The sequence below is a fragment of the Herbaspirillum sp. Her4 genome (assembly GCF_057961335.1).
The window spans coordinates 2,744,222-2,761,673 of sequence record NZ_CM176330.1; the positions used below are offsets into that span (position 1 = coordinate 2,744,222).

The 17,452-nt window shown below is 63.5% G+C and carries 19 protein-coding genes; all 19 read left to right on the forward strand.

What is annotated here, in order from left to right; genetic code table 11:
• Window positions 1-73 precede the first annotated feature (73 nt).
• The 19 genes from ACWFUC_RS12370 (at window position 74) to ACWFUC_RS12460 (ending at window position 17,404) form a co-directional block, all read left to right on the forward strand.
• Window positions 74-859 carry an ABC transporter ATP-binding protein gene (locus ACWFUC_RS12370; RefSeq protein ID WP_489625024.1) on the forward strand — a complete coding sequence of 262 codons (786 nt, stop codon included), beginning with the start codon at window positions 74-76 and terminating at the stop codon, window positions 857-859.
• 65 nt (window positions 860-924) lie between these two features.
• Window positions 925-1,920, forward strand: coding sequence for an ABC transporter substrate-binding protein (locus ACWFUC_RS12375; RefSeq protein WP_034340420.1), 996 nt, complete (start codon window positions 925-927; stop codon window positions 1,918-1,920).
• A gap of 2 nt (window positions 1,921-1,922) precedes the next feature.
• Complete coding sequence (locus ACWFUC_RS12380; protein ID WP_209582990.1) at window positions 1,923-2,783, forward strand: ABC transporter permease; 861 nt, start codon at window positions 1,923-1,925, stop codon at window positions 2,781-2,783.
• A 40-nt stretch (window positions 2,784-2,823) separates the two neighbouring features.
• On the forward strand, window positions 2,824-3,594 hold the full coding sequence (locus ACWFUC_RS12385) for an SDR family oxidoreductase (protein WP_166675534.1): 771 nt from the start codon (window positions 2,824-2,826) through the stop codon (window positions 3,592-3,594).
• 67 nt (window positions 3,595-3,661) lie between these two features.
• On the forward strand, window positions 3,662-4,198 hold the full coding sequence (locus ACWFUC_RS12390) for a cupin domain-containing protein (RefSeq protein ID WP_034340408.1): 537 nt from the start codon (window positions 3,662-3,664) through the stop codon (window positions 4,196-4,198).
• 17 nt (window positions 4,199-4,215) lie between these two features.
• Window positions 4,216-5,112 (forward strand): alpha/beta fold hydrolase, encoded by an 897-nt coding sequence (locus ACWFUC_RS12395; protein WP_489625025.1) that lies wholly within the window; start codon window positions 4,216-4,218, stop codon window positions 5,110-5,112.
• Between the two features lie 5 nt (window positions 5,113-5,117).
• Entirely contained in the window at window positions 5,118-5,951 is an 834-nt protein-coding gene (locus tag ACWFUC_RS12400) for an IclR family transcriptional regulator (RefSeq protein ID WP_166675535.1), read from the forward strand.
• A 1-nt stretch (window position 5,952) separates the two neighbouring features.
• Complete coding sequence (locus ACWFUC_RS12405) at window positions 5,953-6,777, forward strand: SDR family oxidoreductase (RefSeq protein WP_039787815.1); 825 nt, start codon at window positions 5,953-5,955, stop codon at window positions 6,775-6,777.
• Complete coding sequence (locus ACWFUC_RS12410) at window positions 6,770-8,491, forward strand: thiamine pyrophosphate-binding protein (RefSeq protein ID WP_489625026.1); 1,722 nt, start codon at window positions 6,770-6,772, stop codon at window positions 8,489-8,491. The genes ACWFUC_RS12405 and ACWFUC_RS12410 overlap by 8 nt, the downstream gene beginning before the upstream one ends.
• Before the next feature lie 10 nt (window positions 8,492-8,501).
• Window positions 8,502-9,302 carry an aspartate dehydrogenase gene (locus ACWFUC_RS12415; protein ID WP_489625027.1) on the forward strand — a complete coding sequence of 267 codons (801 nt, stop codon included), beginning with the start codon at window positions 8,502-8,504 and terminating at the stop codon, window positions 9,300-9,302.
• Between the two features lie 22 nt (window positions 9,303-9,324).
• A complete protein-coding gene (locus tag ACWFUC_RS12420; RefSeq protein WP_489625028.1) occupies window positions 9,325-10,803 on the forward strand; it encodes an aldehyde dehydrogenase in 1,479 nt (492 codons plus the stop codon).
• A gap of 19 nt (window positions 10,804-10,822) precedes the next feature.
• Window positions 10,823-11,794: a VOC family protein gene (locus ACWFUC_RS12425; RefSeq protein WP_121038470.1), complete on the forward strand. Its 972-nt coding sequence runs from the start codon at window positions 10,823-10,825 to the stop codon at window positions 11,792-11,794.
• Between the two features lie 23 nt (window positions 11,795-11,817).
• On the forward strand, window positions 11,818-12,972 hold the full coding sequence (locus ACWFUC_RS12430; protein WP_489625029.1) for an FAD-dependent monooxygenase: 1,155 nt from the start codon (window positions 11,818-11,820) through the stop codon (window positions 12,970-12,972).
• A 41-nt stretch (window positions 12,973-13,013) separates the two neighbouring features.
• On the forward strand, window positions 13,014-13,319 hold the full coding sequence (locus ACWFUC_RS12435; RefSeq protein WP_375163968.1) for a hypothetical protein: 306 nt from the start codon (window positions 13,014-13,016) through the stop codon (window positions 13,317-13,319).
• The gene (locus ACWFUC_RS12440) at window positions 13,319-13,552 is read left to right on the forward strand and encodes a recombinase-like helix-turn-helix domain-containing protein (RefSeq protein ID WP_034338512.1); all 234 of its coding nucleotides are present in this window, start codon (window positions 13,319-13,321) and stop codon (window positions 13,550-13,552) included. Before ACWFUC_RS12435 ends, ACWFUC_RS12440 begins: the two co-directional genes overlap by 1 nt.
• Window positions 13,553-13,586: 34 nt before the next feature.
• A complete protein-coding gene (locus ACWFUC_RS12445) occupies window positions 13,587-14,636 on the forward strand; it encodes an aromatic ring-hydroxylating oxygenase subunit alpha (RefSeq protein WP_034338505.1) in 1,050 nt (349 codons plus the stop codon).
• A complete protein-coding gene (locus ACWFUC_RS12450; RefSeq protein ID WP_489625030.1) occupies window positions 14,633-15,076 on the forward strand; it encodes a RidA family protein in 444 nt (147 codons plus the stop codon). Before ACWFUC_RS12445 ends, ACWFUC_RS12450 begins: the two co-directional genes overlap by 4 nt.
• A gap of 38 nt (window positions 15,077-15,114) precedes the next feature.
• A complete protein-coding gene (locus ACWFUC_RS12455) occupies window positions 15,115-16,062 on the forward strand; it encodes a PDR/VanB family oxidoreductase (protein WP_204725164.1) in 948 nt (315 codons plus the stop codon).
• Between the two features lie 256 nt (window positions 16,063-16,318).
• The gene (locus ACWFUC_RS12460; protein WP_489625031.1) at window positions 16,319-17,404 is read left to right on the forward strand and encodes a porin; all 1,086 of its coding nucleotides are present in this window, start codon (window positions 16,319-16,321) and stop codon (window positions 17,402-17,404) included.
• The last annotated feature ends 48 nt before the right edge of the window (window positions 17,405-17,452 follow it).

Below are 17,452 nucleotides of genomic sequence, written 5' to 3' on the forward strand. Positions count from 1 at the left end.
CGTCCACCAGTGACGGCAGCCGGGAAGACTAGCCGGGGCGCACTCGCGCGCTGGGGCAATCAGCAGAGGCAACATGATCGAAATCGAATTCCGCAAGGTCGGCAAGAGCTTTGTCGATCGCCAGACAGCGCAAGCGCGCGCTGCCGTCACCAACGTCAACCTCTCCATCAAGAGTGGCGAAGTGGTCTCCATCATCGGACCCTCGGGCTGTGGCAAGAGCACCCTGCTCAACATGGGGGCCGGGCTGTATCTGCCGAGTGAGGGCGAAGTCTTCGTTGGCGGCGAGAAGGTCATCAAGCCGGTGCGCAAGGTGGCCTTCATGCTGCAGAAAGACCTTCTCATGCCCTGGCGCAATATTCGCGCCAACGTCACCCTGGGTCTGGAGATTGACGGCATGCGCGAGGCCGAGCGCCGCCGCGTTGCCGACGAGTTGCTGGCCAAGTGCCACCTCAAGGGGTTTGAGGAGCATTACCCCTACCAGCTCTCCGGCGGCATGCGTCAGCGTGCCGCTCTGGCACGAACGCTGGCGGTGGATCCGCAGGTATTGCTGCTGGACGAGCCTTTCTCGGCGCTGGATGCGCAGACCAAGATGGTGCTGCAGCAGGACCTGGCCAAGATGCTCTATGAAAAGAAGAAGACTGCGCTTTTCATCACCCATGACCTGGTGGAAGCCATCGCGCTGTCGGATCGCCTGCTGGTCATGAGCGAACGTCCCGGCACCATCGTCGAGGAAATCGAGGTCAACCTGCCGTTCCGCGACAACCCGCTGGAGCGCCGCAAGCTGCCCGAGATCGGCCCCTTGCAGGGACGCCTGATGGAACTGCTCAAGGTGGGCAAGGAAACCGCCGAACTCCACTGATTCACGCTGCATCTTCACCCGTCTTCACCCCGTCAACAGAGAGACCTCAAGGGAGAGCCTGAAACATGAAGAACCTGTTTGCATCCGCCACCAGTGCACTTGCCCTGGTCGCTGCCGTCGGCGCGTTCGTCGTCCCGGCGATGGCCCAAGCGGCACCGGAAGAAGTGACCTACCTGCTGCCCGCTCCACCGAATTCACCGGCCTTCGCGCCCTGGGTACTGGCACAGCACAAGGGCTATTACGCCGATGAGAACCTCAAGGTCAGTTTCATCGTCGCCAAGGGCGGCGTCGATGTGGCCAAGCAGATCGGTGCCGGCAATGCCGTCATTGGTGGCGCCATCGGTGATACCCCCATCGTGGTGCGGGCCAATGGCATTCCGGTGAAGGCCATCGCGGTACTGGGGGCCGGTTCGGTGACCATGGTGGCGGCCAATCCGGCTGAGGGCATCAAGACCCTGAAGGATCTGAAGGGCAAGACCGTCACCGTCATGTCCTATACCGATACGACCTATTACGCTTTTCTCGGCAGCCTCAAGACGGCCGGCCTGTCCAAGACTGACGTGCAGATCCAGGCGGCCGGCCCCTCCGGCGTGTGGCAGCTTTATACGTCCGGCAAGTCGCAGGGCTTTGCAGGCGTACCCGACTGGGTGGTCAATGCCACTGATGCCGGCGCAAAACTGGAGTTGCTGGACAACGGTGGCTTCAAGAGCATGGCACAAGCCATTCTGGCCTCCGATGACACCATCAAGAAAAACCCGGAACTGTTGAAGCGGCTGGTGCGTGCCACCCTGCGCGGCATGCAGGACATCATGAAAGATCCGAAGGCCGCAGCCGATGACTACGTCGCCGCGCTGCCCACCTACAAGGGCAAGGAGGCCAGCATCCAGACTACCTTCGAGATGTACAACAAGTATGTCTATGCCAGCCAGAAAACCTTGGGCCAGATTGATCCCTCACGCATGGACGCGGTACAGAAGTTCTACGTCAGCGAAGGCATCGTGAGCAAGGCGACACCGGTCAATGAACTCTTCACCAACCAGTTCGTGGGAGTGGCCAAGTAATCATGAACACCACGACAGCCAAAGACCTGACCATGTCCAGTTCCGAGCCATCCGCAGCCGCTCCTTCCCGTCCGCGCCGCCAGTTCCTGAGCGGTAAGGCGCAGACCGTGTGCGGTAGCCTGGTGCTGCTGGTGCTCTTCATCGCCGCCTGGCAATGGGGCCCCGGCATGCTCGGCATGCCGGAATACATCCTTCCCAACTTCATGCAGGTGGTGCGTGAAGGCGTGGTGATGTGGAACAACGCGCAGCTGCTGCAGCACTTCGGCATCACTGCCATGGAAGTCGTGTTCGGTTTCCTCTTCGGGGCCCTGCTGGGGCTGGCAGTAGGGGTGGCGCTGGGCTTGTCGCCGCGTGCCGAGGCGATGCTCTCGCCTTACATCCTGGCACTGCAGATTGCACCCAAGGTGGCGTTTGCGCCGCTGTTCGTGATGTGGCTGGGCTACACCATCTATCCCAAGATCATCGTGGCGGTATTGATCGTGTTCTTCCCCATCATGATCAATGTGCTCTCGGCAATCCGTACCGTCGACCCGGACATGGTCAACCTGGTGCGCACGCTCAACGCCGGCCGCTGGCAGATCTTCCATCTGGTCGAGTTCCGTTCGGCGCTGCCGGCCCTGTTCTCCGGCTTGCGCATCGCCTCCACGCTGTCAGTGATCGGCGTGACCGTCGGCGAGCTGGTTGGAGGCAATCAGGGGCTGGGCTATCTGCTGGTCGATGGCGAAGGGCAGGGCAATACAGCTGCCGTGTTCGTCTCCATCGTCGCATTGACGCTTATCGGTGTGGTCACCTACGGGGCCGTGGTGTGGGCCGAACGCAAGGTGCTGCACTACCTGCCCAAGGCCAATACCAGCACCGTCTGATATTGAGTGCGATTTTCCGATCGGTAACAGGAGCATGAACATGTCAGCAACAAGTACGGCGACTCTTCTGGCAGGACGACGCATTCTGGTCACGGGCGCGGCACGCGGCCTCGGCCTGGCGTTCGTCGAGGCCATCGCCGCTGCCGGTGCCAGAGTGGCCATGGCCGATATCCTGCAGGACACGCTGGCAGCATCGGTGTCGACGCTGCAGCAGCGCGGCCTGGCGGTCGAAGGTTTTTCACTGGATCTGGCCGATCCTGCCTCAGTGCAGTCCTGTGCACAGGCTGCCATCGCCTGGATGGGCGGGCTCGATGGCCTGGTCAACAACGCCGCCATTACCAATTCCGGTGGCAAGAGCAGCGAGCAACTGGCGCTGGAAATGTGGGATCGCGTCATGGATGTCAACGTGCGCGGCACCTGGCTCATGACCAATGCCTGCCTGCCGGCACTGCGGACCTCGGGGCGCGGCGCGATCGTCAACCTGTCCTCGGATACGCCGTTGTGGGGGGCGCCGAACCTGCTGGCCTATGTGGCCAGCAAGAGTGCAGTCATCGGCATGACCCGTTCGCTGGCGCGTGAAGTCGGTGCCGACAACATCACCGTCAATGCCGTGGCGCCCGGGCTGACGCTGGTGGAGGCCACTGAGTATGTGCCGCAGGCGCGCCACCAGCATTACCTGGAGGGCCGTGCCCTGCAGCGTGATCAGTTGCCCGAGGACGTATGCGGTGCCGTCGTCTTCGCGCTGTCGGATATGGCGCGTTTCTTTACCGGCCAGGTGATGGCCGTCAATGGTGGCTTCGTGATGCATTGAAGCGGCCTGTATGGCAAGTCAACTCCGTGCAACCGGATCAATTCAGGACCAATTCAAGGAGAAAAGTATGACCGATATGTCCGAGCAGGAAAACATGGGCCGCAGCTGGGATCGCCCGGCAGGGGCCAGCTTCGCCGACTGGATGGAATCGCGCGTGGCGCGTCTGTCGACCCGCAAGTACGACTGGAACGCGCTGAAGTTCCAGGCCGACTACGACCCCAAGTACCGCCGCGCACAGATGCGCTACATCGGCACCGGCGGCACCGGCGTGGCGCACGATGCCAACGTGATTCCGTCGGAGCACTTCACCTTCTCGACCATGATCATTCCGGCCGGCCACGAAGGTCCGTCGCACCTGCATGTGGATGTCGAAGAGGTGTTCTTCGTGTTGCGCGGCAAGCTCAAGCTGGTGCTTGAAAAGGACGGTGAACGCTTCGAAACCATCCTCACCGACCGCGACGTTGTTTCGGTACCGCCGGGCGTGTATCGCGAGGAAATCAACATCGGTGACGAAGATGCGCTGATGTGCGTGATGCTGGGGGCCAAGAAGCCTCTCACGCCGACCTATCCGCCCGAACATCCGCTGACCTCGGTCAAGCGCTGATCGTCCCGGGAGCGAGCATGTCCGCCATCTTGCCCGCCGGGGCCGCCACGTCATGCGAGGCGCTGTCCGCGTCGCTGGTACTGCTCGATCGCCATTTCCCCGAGCAGCGCGTGGCGTTGCCCGATGGGCAGGTCAGTTATCGCAGCGCTGGCCGCAGCGACCGCGATCAGGTGGTGGTGCTGCTGCACGGCATCAGCTCCGGCGCGGCATCCTGGCTGCATATGGCATTGGCGCTGGCGAACGACGCCCGCGTGATCGCCTGGAATGCGCCCGGTTATGGCAGCTCCACAGCGCTGCCGATGGCCATGCCCAGGGCCAGCGATTACGCGGCGCGCCTGCAGCAGATGCTGGCGGCGCTGGAGATCAGCCAATGCGTGCTGGTCGGCCACTCGCTCGGGGCCTTGATGGCCGCAGCCTATCTGGCTCGAGGTGATGGCCGCGCCACACGCACGCTGCTGGCCGACCCGGCCCTCGGCTATGGCGGGGCAGGGCAGCAAGAGCGGTCAGTACAGGTTCGCCAGGAGCGCCTGGGCGCATTGCAGCGGCTCGGTGTGGCTGGCCTGGCCGCGCAGCGTACGCGTCTGCTGTCGATGCAGGCCAGTGATGAACAGCACGCCTGGGTGCGCTGGAACATGCAGCGGCTCGATGTGGCGGGTTATACCCAGGCGGTGCACTTGTTGTGCGGTGACGATATCGCGACTTATTTGCAGGCAGCGCCACGACGGGGGCTGTCGGTGGCCTGCGGCGCAGAAGACATTGTCACCACCCCGCAGGCCAGTGAAGGGCTGGCCCGGCAATTTGAAATTCCCTTTCAATTGGTGGACGGCGCCGGCCATGCCTGTTATATCGAGCAGCCGTTGTCCTTTGCCGCGCTGGTGCGCGCGCAATTCACCTCAACCAACCAGAACAGATAATCATCATGAACAAACCAGTGATGCCAGAAGAAGAGTCGCAAGACAAGTACTCCGTCCCCGGCCTGGAACGCGGCCTGCGCCTGCTGTGCGAATTCAGCCGCCAGGACAAGACCCTTTCCGCTCCCGAGCTGGCGCGGCGCCTGGATATTCCACGCTCCACCGTGTTCCGCCTGCTGGCCACGCTGGAACGCATGGGCTTCGTCGAACGGGCCGATGGCGGCCGCGACTATCGTCTGGGCATGTCGGTGCTGCGCCTCGGCTTTGAATACCTGGCATCGCTGGAACTGACCGAGATCGGCCGTCCGCTGCTGGACCGCCTGCGCGACGAGATCGGCTATTCCTGCAACCTCGTGGTACGCGATGGCCGCTCCATCGTCTATGTCGCCAAGTCGGTCACCCAGACCGCCTTCACCAGTCACGTCAACGTCGGTACCCGTCTGCCGGCGCATGCTACCGTGCTGGGCCGCGTACTGCTGGAAGACCTGACCCTGCCGCAACTGCGCACCCTGTATCCGGAAGAACACCTGGAAGTCTTCTCCAGCAATACGCCCAAGACCGTAGTGGAACTGTTCGACATGGTGCAGGCCGACAAGGAGCGTGGCTTCGTGTTGCAGGAAGGTTTTTTCGAAACCAGCATTTCCACCGTGGCGGCTCCCGTACGCGATCACTCCGGCCATGTTGTGGCCGCCCTGGGTGCCACCATTCCGTCGCCGCATATCGACGCCAGCCAGCTCGATGTGATCGTGTCCCGCGTACGCGAGACCGCTGCCGAACTCTCGCGTCTGCTCGACCATGCACCGGAGCGTGGGGCCAAGGTCGTCAACATGTGGCGAGGCTGAGATGGCGATGACTTCTCTCCAGGGCAAGGTGGCGGTGGTCACCGGCGGTTCCTCCGGGATCGGCTTGGCCACCGTGGAACTCTTGCTGGAAGCGGGTGCAGCGGTGGCCTTCTGTGGTCGCGACGGTGAGCGTCTGCAGCATGCCGAAGCTGCGCTGCGCGAACGGTATCCCGCGGCGCGGTTGTACAGCGCGCCCTGCGACGTACTGGTGCAGGAGCAAGTGCGGGCCTTTGCCGCCTCGGTGGAAAACACGCTGGGCCCGGTTTCCATGCTGGTCAACAATGCTGGTCAGGGTCGCGTCTCGACTTTTGCCGACACCCCAGACGAGGCCTGGAGCGAAGAGCTGCATCTCAAATTCTTTTCGGTGATTTATCCGACGCGTGCCTTCCTGCCGCAACTGCAGGCCATGAGTGCGCAGCATGGCGATGCCGCCATCGTATGCGTCAACTCGCTGCTGGCGACCCAACCTGAGCCGCACATGGTGGCCACATCGGCCGCCCGCGCCGGCGTGCACAACCTGGTACGTTCGCTGGCCACCGAACTGGCCTGCGGGGAGGCCGCCCGTGTGCGCGTCAACGGCATCCTGATCGGGCTGGTGGAATCGGGCCAATGGCGCCGCCGCTACGCCGCTCGTGGTCCGGAGCTGCAGGACCAGAGCTGGGCCCGGTGGACCGCTGCGCTGGCCGCAAGAAAACAGATCCAACTTGGCCGTCTCGGCCTTCCCCGGGAAGCTGCGCAGGCGATCGTATTCCTCGCCACGCCGCTTTCCTCGTACACCACAGGCAGCCATATCGATGTTTCAGGAGGACTTTCCCGCCATGCCTAATACCCAACCCAAAGTCACCGTCGGCTGCGCGATCGCGGCTTTCCTCGAACAGTGCGGCGTCAAGGCTGCCTTCGGTGTGATCTCGATCCACAACATGCCCATCCTCGATGCCTTCGGCGAGCGCGGCAAGATCCGTTTCATCCCGGCGCGCGGTGAGGCCGGCGGTGCCAACATGGCCGATGCCTATGCACGTACCACGGGCGGACTGGGCGTCTGCCTGACCTCGACCGGTACTGCCGCCGGCAATGCCGCCGGTGCCATGGTCGAGGCGCTGACCGCCGGCACACCGCTGTTGCATCTGACCGGCCAGATCGAAACGCCTTATCTGGACCAGAGCCTGGCGTACATCCATGAAGCCCCGGACCAGTTGAGCATGCTCAAGGCGATCTCGAAGGCGGCCTTCCGCATCCGCAGCGTCGAGACGGCCATCAGCACCATCAAGCTGGCCGTGCAGACCGCATTGACGCCGCCCATGGGGCCGGTCTCGGTCGAGATTCCCATCGACATCCAGGCGGCCATGATCCCCCTGCCGATCAATCTGCAACCGCTGGCCATTCCGCAATGCGTACCGTCGGCGCGTGCGCTGGACGAACTGGCCGAGCGGCTGATGAAAGCCAAGCGCCCGCTGCTGTGGCTGGGCGGCGGTGCCCGTCACGCTGGAGCGCAGGTACAGCGTCTGCTGGCATTGGGTTTCGGTGTCGTGACCAGTACCCAGGGGCGAGGCATCGTGCCCGAGGATGATCCGCGCTCGCTGGGTGCCTTCAACCTGCACAAGCCGGTCGAGCAGTTCTACCAGAGCTGCGACGCCATGCTGGTGGTCGGTTCGCGTCTGCGCGGCAACGAAACGCTGAAATACGAACTCAAGCTGCCACGTCCCCTGTACCGGGTCGATGCCGATCCGGCGGCCGAGGGCCGCTGCTATACCAGCGACTATTTCGTCTGCGGAGATTCCGCGTTGGTGCTGGCGGGACTGGCGGATCGCCTGGCGGCACTCAAGGTCGATCCCGATTTCATGGGCGATCTCAAGAAGGCTCGTGACACGGCGGTGCATGGACTGGTCGATGGCCTCGGTCCCTACAGCGCGCTGGTGGAGCAACTGCAGCAGGCCGCCGGTCGCGAATTCAATTGGGTGCGCGACGTGACGGTCTCCAACAGCACCTGGGGCAACCGCCATCTGCGCATCTTCGATCCCCGCGCCGGCGTGCATGCGCTGGGTGGCGGCATCGGCCAGGGATTGGCCATGGGCATCGGTGCGGCCATCGGTGCGGCGGTCACCCAGTCCGGCAAGAAAACCTTCACGCTGGCCGGCGACGGCGGATTCATCCTCAACCTGGGCGAGCTGGCCACGGCCGTGCAGGAACAGGCCGACATGGTGATCGTACTGATGAACGACAAGGGCTATGGCGTCATCAAGAACATTCAGGATGCGCAATACGGCGGCCGTCGCCATTACGTGGACCTGCATACGCCTGATTATGCCGAGCTGTCCTCGGCGCTCAAGTTGCGACACAAACGCGTGGGCGATCTTGCCGAAGTCGCAGCCGGACTGGACGAGGCCTTGTCCTCCCCGGGGCCGTTCCTGCTGGAAATCGACATGCTGGCGATCGGCAGCTTCAAGACCGCTTTTGCCGGCCCGCCGGTCAACGAAAAGGAAAAGGCCGCTGCCGCGGCGGCGGCTGTCGTTGCGGCTGCCGCGACAGCGGCCACGGCCTGAGGAGAAAGGCATGCTGCACGTATCGATGATCGGATGCGGTGCCATTGGCGCAGGCGTCATGGAAATCCTCAAAAGCGATCCCGAGGTGGCGTTCGACATGGTGGTGGTGCCCGAGGCCCACATGGAGCGTGCCCGCAGCATCGTCTCCACGCTGGCACCCGCGGCGCAGGTAGTGTCGCGTCTGGGCGAGGAGCGTCCCGACCTGCTGATCGAATGCGCCGGCCACCAGGCCATCAGCGAACACATCATTCCGGCTCTCGAGCGCGGCATTGCCTGCATGGTGGTGTCCATCGGTGCCTTGTCCGAACCCGGTCTGGTCGACAAGCTGGAAGCCGCCGCCCGTGCCGGGCGCACGCAGGTGCAACTGCTGTCCGGCGCGATCGGTGCCATCGATGCGCTGGCCGCCGCCAAGATCGGCGGTCTGGATGCGGTGATCTACACCGGACGCAAGCCCCCTCAAGCCTGGAAAGACACGCCAGCAGAATCGGCCTTCAATCTGGACACGTTGCAGGAAGCCACGATGATCTTTGAAGGCAGCGCCCGCGAAGCCGCTCGCCTCTATCCCAAGAATGCCAATGTCGCGGCCACGCTGTCGCTGGCCGGGCTGGGGCTGGACCAGACACAGGTGCGGCTGTATGCCGATCCCGGCGTGAGCGAGAACATTCACCACGTGGATGCCAGCGGTGCCTTCGGCGGTTTCGAGCTGACCATGCGCGGCAAGCCGTTGGCCGCCAATCCCAAGACATCGGCGTTGACCGTCTACAGCGTGGTGCGTGCCCTGGGCAATCGCGCCCATGCGCTGTCGATCTGAACCGGGCCAGGAGAAGTTGACCATGTTGAATCTGAATGACATCCAGCCCATCTGCATTGCCGGCCAGTGGCGTCCGGGAGCCGGTGATCGCTATGCCACGCTCTATCCCGCCACCGGCGAAGCGGTGGCCAGCCTGCACGCGGCCAGCGTGGCCGATGTGGAGGAAGCCATCCTTGGTGCCGACCGTGCGTTTCGCACCAGTGGCTGGGCGCAGAAGAAACCGCACGAACGCGCTGCCGTGCTGTTTCGCGTGGCGCAGCTGATCCGCGAGAACGGCGAAGCGCTGGCGCAATTGCAGCGCCTGGATAATGGCAAGCCCATCAGCGAGACACGCAACCTGGTCGCCAGCGCTGCTGCCACCTTCCAGTTCTTTGCTGCTGCCTGCGAGACCCTGGAAGAATCGCTGACCCCCATGCGTGGCGACAACCTGACCATGAGCGTGCATGAGCCCATGGGCGTGGTGGCCGCCATTACGCCATGGAATTCGCCCATCGCCAGCGAAGCGCAGAAGATGGCACCGGCGCTGGCGGCTGGCAATGCGGTGGTGGTCAAGCCGGCGGAAGTCACGCCGCTGGCCGCGCTGGCGCTGGCACGTTTGTGCATCGAGGCCGGCGTACCCGCAGGCCTCATCAGCGTACTGCCGGGCAAGGGCTCGGTCATCGGGGATGCCATCACGCTGCATCCGCTGGTCAAGCGGGTTTCCTTCACTGGCGGCACCAGCACCGGCAAGCATATCGCCCACATCGCCGCCGACAAGATGATGCCGGTGTCGCTGGAGCTCGGTGGCAAGTCGCCGACCATGGTGTTCGAGGATGCTGACATTGATCATGCTGTCGCCGGCGTGCTCTACGGGATCTTCAGCAGTTCCGGCGAATCCTGCATTGCCGGTTCGCGCCTGTTCGTGGCGCGGTCCTTGCATGAACCGTTCATGGAGCGACTGGCGGCGGGTGCCGCTGGGCTGCGCGTGGGCGATCCGGCGGACGAACGCACCCAGATGGGGCCGCTGATCACCGCCCGTCATCGTGAGGGCATCGAGCGTTACGTCGATATGGGCGTCACCGATGGCGGCCGCATCCGCACCGGTGGCGTGCGTCCCAAGGGCCCCGCCTTCGAGCGTGGCTACTTCTATACGCCGACCATCATCGAGGGAGTGCGCAATGACCAGAGGATCTGTCAGGAAGAGATTTTCGGGCCGGTGCTGGTGGCCATGCCTTTCGATGATGAGGAGGATCTGATCCGGCAGGCCAACGATAGCGTCTACGCCCTGGCCGCGGGCATCTGGACCCGCGACTACAAGCGTGCCTGGCGCGTGGGCCGTGCGGTGCAGGCCGGCAATGTCTGGATCAACACCTACAAGCAGTTCTCGATCTCGACCCCTTTCGGGGGTTGGCGCGACAGCGGCCTGGGCCGCGAGAAGGGACGGCTGGGCATCCTCCAATACATGGAGCAGAAAGCCATGTACTGGGGCCTGAACGAACAGCCGCTGCCCTGGGCCGGCTGAACACGCAATGGAGAATCACATGGACGTTTTGGGTATCGACGAAATCATCTACGGCGCAGACGACCTGCCGACCTGCCGCCGTTTCTTCCTCGACTGGGGCATGGTGCTGGAACAGGAGAGCGCAGCCGAGCTGGTCTTCGTATCGCAGAACGGCTGTCGCGTCATCGTGCGTGACAGCGCCGATCCCGGCCTGCCGCCGGCCATCGAGGCCGGTCCGACCCTGCGCGAAGTGGTGTGGGGCGTGTCCTCGGCGGCGGTGCTGGACAAGTTCGCCAGTCGCATCGGCGGTCTGCCCGGTTTCCTCAACGACGGCCGGCGCGTGGGCTGTACCGATCCCAACGGACTGGCGGTGCGTTTCCAGGTCTCGGTCAAGCGCGAGGTGGAGCTGCAATGCGCCCGTATGAACACCTGGAACGAGAAGAACCGCATCAACCAGCGCAGCCCCATCTACGAGCGCGCTGCGCCCATCGAAGTAGGACACGTGGTGTTCTTCGTCAAGGATGTGAAGGCCTGTGAAAAATTCTATTGCGAGCATTTCGGCTTCGTGCCCTCCGACCGTTATCCGGAACGCGGTGCCTTCCTGCGCTGCGCCGACGTCGGCGGCCATCACGACATCTTCCTGCTGCAACCGCCGGAGGCGCGCGCGGGCCTGAACCACGTGGCCTTCACGGTGCGCGACATCCATGAGGTCTTCGGTGGCGGGATGCACATGTCACGCCAGGGCTGGGACACGCAACTGGGGCCGGGCCGCCATCCGATCTCCTCGGCTTATTTCTGGTACTTCAAGAATCCGGCCGGTGGCCTCATCGAGTATTACGCCGACGAAGACCAGCTCGATGCGCACTGGGAACCACGCGACTTCGAACCCGGACCGACGGTGTTTGCCGAATGGGCCATCGATGGCGGCATCGACGGCAATACGCGGCGCCAGAAGAATGCCCAGGGACCGAGCGGCAAATTCCTCACCGACCGTGCGGCAGCGGACAAGTAAATCATTGACCAAAGGAGATCAACATGTCCTTCAAGATCGGAGTCCTCGGTGCCGGCATCGGCGGCCTCACGGCAGCCATTGCCCTGCAGCGTGCCGGACATGAGGTGGTGGTGTATGAGCAGTCACGCCAGTTCCTGCGCGTGGGTGCAGACATCAACCTGACGCCCAATGCGGTCCGCGCACTGGACGGGTTGGGCATCGGCGAGGCCGTGCGCCGGACCGCTGCACGTCCCACGCATCGCATCAGCCGCACCTGGAATAGCGGCGAGGAAACGTCGCGCTTGACCATGGGCGACACTGCCGAACAGAAATATGGCGCGCCGCAGCTGACCATCCATCGCGCCGATCTGCTGGCAGCGCTGGCCGGGGTGTTCCCGCTGGAGCAGGTGCGCTTTGCCAAGCGTGCTGAAGCAATCCGCGCGGAGGGCGATGGCATTGACCTGCACTTCACCGATGGCAGCACCGATCGCGTCGATGTGCTCATCGGCGGCGACGGTATCCATTCCGCCGTGCGCACCGCCATGTTCGGCGCGGAGAGCCCGCGCTTCACGGGTGTGGTGGCTTTCCGTGCCGTCGTGCCTGCAGCGAAAGTGGCCGGTGTCCCCAACCTGCAGGCCTTCACCAAATGGTGGGGACCGAACCCGGAAAGCCAGATCGTGACCTTCCCGTTGAATCGCGGCGAGGACATCTTCATCTTTGCCACGACCGCCCAGGAGAGCTGGCATCTGGAATCGTGGACCACACCGGGCAACGTGCAGGAACTGCGCGACAGCTATGCGGGCTTCCATCCCGACGCCATGGCGCTGCTGGACGCCTGCGACGAAGTGCTCAAGACCGCGCTCTATGAACGCGATCCGCTGCCGGCCTGGGCCAGGGGCAACATGGCCTTGCTGGGAGATGCCTGTCATCCCATGATGCCCTTCATGGCGCAGGGGGCCGGCATGGCCATCGAAGATGCCGTGGTGCTGGCACGCTGCCTGGCCACCGTGTCCGCCCTCGGCGACGTGGCCGCTGCTCTGCACCGATACGAGCAGTTGCGCATGGAGCGTGCCTCGACCATCCAGATCGGATCGCGCGGCAACAACTGGCTGCGCGCAGGCGGCAATGCCGACTGGGTCTATGGCTACGATGCCTGGCAGGTACCGCTGCAGCCGCAAGTTGCAGCCGTTGTTCCATGAGACAGGGCGTGCCAGTGAAACCGGAAGACCCCGCCGACACCATGCTGCTGACCATCGTCCTGAAGCATGACCAGTCCATGAATCTCGACCGGATTCAGGCCCACATGAAGACGATGGACTGGTGGGAGCGATTTCCTGTTGCCGGAACGCGCGTGGTGTCCTGGACCGTGGCCATGGGCCTGGGCCAGATCGTCACGCTGGCGCTGCCGCCAGCGCTGCTGCCGCAAGTCAATGTCGAGCTTGAACGCTCGGCCTGGGGCGTGTTCCGTACCGAGTGCTACCCCACTTACGATTTTGTTCCCGTGCGCGAGCGCATTCGCGAGCGCGTCAGAAATGGAGGCCAATGATGGTTGCAACTGTTACCGATGTCTATCTCAATCCGCACCAGGCGCGCCGCCGCCCGCCGACCCAGTTCGAAGATCTGCTGGGCGATTCCATCGAGCGCGCCTACGCCGCCGGAATCCACGAATTGAGCGCGCTGGTGGCGCATCTCAATCGTACCGGTCCGAGCTGTCCGTACAACGCCGGTGTCTGGACCGAAGCCAATTATCAGGAAGAGATCGCCCGCCTGGCCGCCTGACGGCGACCGCCAGCCCTTACAGGAGAGTACCCAAATGAGAACTGCTGCCCATGATCCCGTCGATGCCGTCCTGGCTGTCGGCCTGAAAGACCTGTGGTATCCCGTCTGCCCATCCGAGTTCGTGGCTGAGAAGCCGGTTTCGCTGCGCCGCCTGGGCAAGAAATTCGTGTTCTGGCGTGAGCCCTCGGGCAAGCTGCATGCGCTGGAAGATCACTGTCCGCATCGCGGTGCACCGCTGTCCATGGGCATCCCCATGGGAGACCGCATCGCCTGTGGCTATCACGGCGTGCAGGTGCGTTTCGACGGTGTGGTCACCAGCGTGCCCGGCAGCCCCGGTTGCAAGCTGGAGGGTGCCAAGGCTACCCGCCGCTTCCACGTGACTGAAGCGGCCGGTGCCATCTTCCTCTACAACAGCCTGGAGGATGTCGACACGCCACCGCCGCTGCGCCTGCCCGAGGAACTGACCAGCCCCGAGTATTCCAATTTCCTGTGCTACACCGAGTGGAAGGGCGACTATCGCTACGTGCTGGACAACGTGATGGACCCGATGCACGGCACTTTCCTGCACAAGCAGTCGCACTCCATGGCCGAGGGCGACAATACCGCCAGCTTCGGCATCCGCGAGACCGACATCGGCTTCGTCTTCGAAAAGGAAGGCCAGCGTGACGTCAATTTCGACTGGACTGAATGGGGCGATACCGGCCTGCACTGGATGCGCCTGGCCATTCCCTATCCCAAGACCGGCGGTCCCGGTGGCAGCTTCGTCATCATCGGCAGCTACACGCCCGTCGTCGACAACATCGCTGCCGTCTTCCACTGGCGCTGCCGCAAGCTCTCGGGCTGGCAGCGTGATACCTGGCGCTTCCTCTATCGCAACCGCCTGGAAGCGCGCCACTGGAACGTGCTGGAGCAGGACCGGGTGGTGCTGGAACTGATGGAGCCGGATGCCAACCAGCGCGAGATGCTGTACCAGCACGATATGGGCATCGTGCGTCTGCGCCGTCATCTGCGCGGACTGGCCAAGGCCCAGCTGGCGCGCGAGGAGGAACTGGCGGCGGCCAGGGCACCGGTACGCGCGGCATGAGCGACGCCGCCCGTGGGCCCGCCATGCGTCATGTGAAGTGCGCCAGCGTGCCGGAGCCGGACGCTGCGACCTGGTCCAATTGCCTGGTGATCGGCGAGGACATCGTCATGTCTGGCATGACGGCGCATCCGGCCACGCGGCAGCAGACGCTGGATACCTATCGGCAGACGCTGGTGGTGCTCCGCAAGATCGCCGACCTGGTGAGCGCTGCCGGAGGAACATCGGACAGCATCACCAAGCTGGTGATCTACCTGACCGATATCGCGCACAAGGATGAGGTGGGACGGGCGCGCCGTGACTTCTTCGGCGAACAGGGACCGTATCCCTGCTCCACGCTGGTGGAAGTCAGCGCTCTGGTGTTTCCGGAGCTGACGGTGGAAATCGATGCGTATGCCCGGCTGGGTGTGGATCTGCGGCAGGCTGTGCGCGTGACCGTATGAGCGTGTTTGAACGAATCTGAATTGATGGTGGTGCATTCATGAGCAGTCCTCTTCTTTCCGTCCGTGTGCAGGCCATGCGCTTCGAGGCGCAAGGCGTTGTCAGCGTCGAACTGTGCCTGCCCGACGGCGGCGAGTTGCCGGCTTTCGAGGCCGGTGCGCACATCGACCTGCATCTGGCCAACGGTCTGGTGCGCAGCTATTCGCTGTCGAATTCACCGGCCGAGCGTCATCGCTATGTGGTTGGCGTGCTCCACGACCGTGCCAGTCGCGGCGGATCGCGCTATGTCCACGAACAATTGCGGGTCGGGTCGACGCTTTCCATCTCGGTTCCGCGCAACAATTTTCCGCTGGAGGAAGCGGCACCCCTGTCGGTGCTGATCGCCGGCGGTATCGGCATCACGCCGATCTCCTGCATGTATCACCACCTGCGGGCCCAGGGCAAGGAAGCGGTACTGCACTACTGCGCCCGTTCCCGCAAGGAAGCCGCTTTCACCGCCCAACTGCTGGGGCAGCCGGGCGTGAGCAGCCATTTTGATGACGAGGCCGGTACCGCGCCTGATCTGCGTGCCGTATTGGGGGCCTATCCGAAGGAGTCGCATTTCTATTGCTGCGGACCGACTCCCATGCTCAACGCCTTTGAAAGTCTGTGCGAAGAACTGGGTCTGCCCAACGTGCACATCGAGCGCTTCGCCGCCGAGAAAGTGGCACCCGTCCAACACGGCAGCTATGTCGCCGAACTGGTGCGCAGCAAATCCAGCCTCACGGTGCCGGCCGGCAAATCGTTGCTGGATACCCTGCTCGATGCTGGCATCGCGGTCGACCACAGCTGCCGCGAAGGGGTCTGCGGTGCCTGCGAGACGCGTGTGCTGGAAGGCGAACCGGAGCATCGCGACGGCGTCCTCAGCAAGGCCGAGCGCGCCGCCGGCAAGACCATGATGGTGTGCGTTTCCGGCTGCAAGGGGCAGCGCCTGGTGCTGGATCTTTAGCCACTGCGGCACAGAACCATGCCCGTGCTCCGGCACCGGGCATTTTTTTGAGCCTGAAAAATTTTTGGAACGGCGATCCATAGGTGAAACAAATATCACCGGACCCGGGCCACCCGGCAAGCCTGTGCTGACCGCTGACCATGCAGCGGCGGCCTTGCCGGCAGAAGTCACCTTTCCTGCGCACGGGGCACAGGGGAGCAGTGAGTGAATGCGGCCTGGCCGCGTGTTTGGACTTTATTCGTTGAAGGGGAGTTTGATGAAGAAGTTAATGATGGCCGCAGCGGCCTCCTGTCTGTCGGCAGGAGCCTTTGCGCAGAGCAGCGTGACCATCTACGGCAGTCTCGATGCTGGCGTAGCCTATATCAACAACCTCAATGGCGGCTCGGTATCGCGCCTGGATCAGGGCACGATGCAGCCGGACCGCATCGGCTTTCGCGGAACCGAGGACCTGGGAGGCAACCTGAAGGCCATCTTCCAGCTCGAAGCCGGCTTCTACACCGATAGTGGTGCTACCCCCAATTCGTCCAAGCTGTTCAACCGTTACAGCACCATCGGCCTGTCGGGTGACTTCGGTGCAGTCACCCTGGGCCACATGCCCGACGTCGTGTTCGACTACGTGGGCAAGTTGTCCAACGGCTTCCAGCTGACCAACTGGTATCTGTTCCATCCGGGTAACCTGGACAGCCTGGCCAACACCTACCAGTTCGACAATGCCGTGCGCTATACCTCTCCAACCCTGGGTGGTTTTCAGGGCAGCCTGATGTACGGCTTCGGTGAAGTGGCAGGGGACAGCAGCAATGGCCGCAACGTCAGTGCGGGCGGCACCTACACCAATGGTCCGTTCCGTGCGGCGCTGGCCTATTCGAAGCTGAACAATCGTGCTGCAGGATTTGCCGGGACCTTCCTCACCAGCGTGGGTCTGGGCAATGCCGCGACGGTCTTCAACAGCCTGACCACGACGGCCGGCGGCCTGGGCTATACCATTGGCAACGTGCGTCTCAATACGGCTTACACGCAGGTCAAACTGGCTCTGCCCAGCGGTGCCACGCCCAAGCAGAAGAACCTGGATCTGGGTGCGGCGTGGCGCTACGCAACGCTCGATACCATCAACTTCGGCTACGGTCTCTCCAAGCTGGAGGGCGCACGCTGGAACACCTTCAGTCTGTCTCATGTGCATGAATTCTCCAAGCGCACCCAGTGGTACGTGCAGGCGGCTTACCAGCGTGCCGGTGGCGATGCACGCTTTGCCGTCATGAACGGTACCGGTGCCTCCGGTGCCACCGGAATCTCCGGTGGGCAGGGCCAACTGGTCACCACCATCGGTATGCACCACTCGTTCTGATGTCCGGAACAGGCTCTCATGCCGAGGGCCGCTTTACCTTCTGTGAAT

Excerpts from the sequence above, each read along its gene's own strand:
- ACWFUC_RS12370 (WP_489625024.1), top strand. The coding sequence starts at position 74 with ATGATCGAAATCGAATTCCGCAAGGTCGGCAAGAGCTTTGTCGATCGC.
- ACWFUC_RS12375 (WP_034340420.1), top strand. The coding sequence starts at position 925 with ATGAAGAACCTGTTTGCATCCGCCACCAGTGCACTTGCCCTGGTCGCT.
- ACWFUC_RS12380 (WP_209582990.1), top strand. The coding sequence starts at position 1,923 with ATGAACACCACGACAGCCAAAGACCTGACCATGTCCAGTTCCGAGCCA.
- ACWFUC_RS12385 (WP_166675534.1), top strand. The coding sequence starts at position 2,824 with ATGTCAGCAACAAGTACGGCGACTCTTCTGGCAGGACGACGCATTCTG.
- ACWFUC_RS12390 (WP_034340408.1), top strand. The coding sequence starts at position 3,662 with ATGACCGATATGTCCGAGCAGGAAAACATGGGCCGCAGCTGGGATCGC.
- ACWFUC_RS12395 (WP_489625025.1), top strand. The coding sequence starts at position 4,216 with ATGTCCGCCATCTTGCCCGCCGGGGCCGCCACGTCATGCGAGGCGCTG.
- ACWFUC_RS12400 (WP_166675535.1), top strand. The coding sequence starts at position 5,118 with ATGAACAAACCAGTGATGCCAGAAGAAGAGTCGCAAGACAAGTACTCC.
- ACWFUC_RS12405 (WP_039787815.1), top strand. The coding sequence starts at position 5,953 with ATGGCGATGACTTCTCTCCAGGGCAAGGTGGCGGTGGTCACCGGCGGT.
- ACWFUC_RS12410 (WP_489625026.1), top strand. The coding sequence starts at position 6,770 with ATGCCTAATACCCAACCCAAAGTCACCGTCGGCTGCGCGATCGCGGCT.
- ACWFUC_RS12415 (WP_489625027.1), top strand. The coding sequence starts at position 8,502 with ATGCTGCACGTATCGATGATCGGATGCGGTGCCATTGGCGCAGGCGTC.
- ACWFUC_RS12420 (WP_489625028.1), top strand. The coding sequence starts at position 9,325 with ATGTTGAATCTGAATGACATCCAGCCCATCTGCATTGCCGGCCAGTGG.
- ACWFUC_RS12425 (WP_121038470.1), top strand. The coding sequence starts at position 10,823 with ATGGACGTTTTGGGTATCGACGAAATCATCTACGGCGCAGACGACCTG.
- ACWFUC_RS12430 (WP_489625029.1), top strand. The coding sequence starts at position 11,818 with ATGTCCTTCAAGATCGGAGTCCTCGGTGCCGGCATCGGCGGCCTCACG.
- ACWFUC_RS12435 (WP_375163968.1), top strand. The coding sequence starts at position 13,014 with ATGCTGCTGACCATCGTCCTGAAGCATGACCAGTCCATGAATCTCGAC.
- ACWFUC_RS12440 (WP_034338512.1), top strand. The coding sequence starts at position 13,319 with ATGGTTGCAACTGTTACCGATGTCTATCTCAATCCGCACCAGGCGCGC.
- ACWFUC_RS12445 (WP_034338505.1), top strand. The coding sequence starts at position 13,587 with ATGAGAACTGCTGCCCATGATCCCGTCGATGCCGTCCTGGCTGTCGGC.
- ACWFUC_RS12450 (WP_489625030.1), top strand. The coding sequence starts at position 14,633 with ATGAGCGACGCCGCCCGTGGGCCCGCCATGCGTCATGTGAAGTGCGCC.
- ACWFUC_RS12455 (WP_204725164.1), top strand. The coding sequence starts at position 15,115 with ATGAGCAGTCCTCTTCTTTCCGTCCGTGTGCAGGCCATGCGCTTCGAG.
- ACWFUC_RS12460 (WP_489625031.1), top strand. The coding sequence starts at position 16,319 with ATGAAGAAGTTAATGATGGCCGCAGCGGCCTCCTGTCTGTCGGCAGGA.